The sequence below is a fragment of the Oleiphilus sp. HI0066 genome, assembly GCF_001635725.1.
In genome coordinates this window covers 1-1,864 of sequence record NZ_LWFH01001015.1, presented here as the reverse complement: position 1 = coordinate 1,864, position 1,864 = coordinate 1, and the positions used below count along the sequence as shown (strand labels likewise).

Annotated in this window: 1 protein-coding gene; it reads left to right on the top strand. The window is 47.5% G+C overall.

Going from position 1 to position 1,864, the window contains the following annotated elements; genetic code table 11:
• Positions 1 to 1,673, top strand: a 1,673-nt coding sequence (locus A3738_RS12085) for a cadherin-like domain-containing protein (RefSeq protein ID WP_156504228.1), incomplete at its 5' end; no start/stop codon positions are given.
• Positions 1,674 to 1,864 lie beyond the last annotated feature (191 nt).

Here is a 1,864-nt window from a genome sequence, read left to right as displayed (position 1 = left end):
TCGATGCCACAGAAGGTCAAGATCTGATCATTACTGAGCTTGATCTTTTAGATATGGCTGAGAACATACAAGTGCAAGATGGCGATGAACCTGGATTTGTACACTTAATTAATAACTCGCAAGGCGCGCTTGTTGATAATGGTGATGGCACATGGACGTTCTCACCGGCTGATGGTTTTACTGGTGAAGTGGACTTTGCTTATGTGATCCAACGTGATGGTGAGTTGTTCGACGAACAGAGCAGTATTGGTGTTCAACCTGCTGTACCTGGTGCGGACAATGGGCTCGAAATCGAGGGTATTGCAACGACAGATATCGACAAAGGCAACTCGGTTGAATTTACTGATGCGGATTTACTTGCTCAGATTAACGGTGTCGATGGTAATGACCTGTCAATTACTGGTGTGCAAATTACCGATGGTGTCGGTGTACTTAGACAATCGAGCGATGGCACATATACCTATACGCCAGATCCAGATTTCTCTAGCGAAGCACAGATTAGCTTCGTGGCGAGTGACGATTTAAATAGCGTGACGAGTTTCGTGAATGTGAATGTCATCAACGCTGCGCCAGAAGTTGTTGCTGTAGATCAGGCATCAGATTATACAGTCGCCGAGGATGGATCGATTACATTCACAGAGTCAGAGTTGCTAACTGCTGTGGGTGCGACGGATGCTGATGGCGACACTATGACTGTTGAAGGCTTAGGTGTGCAGCCGGATAGTGGCACGGTGATCAACAATGGTGATGGCTCATGGACAGTATGGCCTGATTCTGACTTTGGCGGTAATATGGAGCTGACCTACATGGTGAACGATGGCACATATAGCACGCCCGCAACAGTGCTTCTTACAGTGACGCCAGAAAATGATGTGCCGACTGAAAGTACTCCATTGTATGTAGAGATGAATATGAACGGCACGACCACGCTGACACTCGACGAGTTGCTTGCCAATGTTACTGATGTTGATGGCGATACCCTATCAGTCAGTAACTTCCAGTCTGACAATGCAACGGTGAGCGATAATGGTGATGACTCCTATAGCATTGTGGCTGATGGTGACTTCCAAGGAACGGCTGGCATTACCTACGATGTGAGTGATGGCACAGAAACAATCCAAGCATCAATTAGCGCAAATGTGTCGCCTGCTGAGGATGGCCAAGTCGACGGTGAGGCAGCAGATTATACGGTTTCTCCTGGTGGTAGTTTGAACATTGCGATGCCAAGTTCAATTAGTGAGGATGATAGCGTGGATCATGTGATTGCGAGTGATCTTCCGGATGGCGCAACCATCAGCAATGGCCTTGAAGATAGTGATGGTAACTACGTGATCAGTGGCGATTTGAGTCAACCGATACAAGTTTCACTGGGTGATGGTTTCGAAGGCGATGTGTCGATCAATGCCATAGGTTATGACGCCTTAGACCAAACTGTCGATGGTGCGAGTGAAATCATTAGTATCGAAGTGGATGATGCTTATGCAGCGCAAGGTAGCTCTGCAGATGGCGCTAATGTGAATGCTGGTAGCGATGATCAGGGTGGAGGTGATTGGACGAATGCCGACAACACTAATGCAGGTGTTGATGTAATGGATGACAGTTCAAGCTTCGACAACGCGAATGATAACAATGGCAGTAACGATGACATGTCTGATTTAGGCGGTATTGGCTAGATTATTGATGCGCTTTCATCTTGGTGAACATCGCCTAAGGGAGCAGATATGGCTTTGCAATTGACCTATGACTCGGTCGAAGATCGCGTATTGTTTCTCAGTCACCAAGAAGTGCGTTACCCTTCTTGGTGGTTAAGCCGCAGGTCGATCTTGCGGCTGATTCAATCTCTCAACTCAGCAGTGGCCGCGCA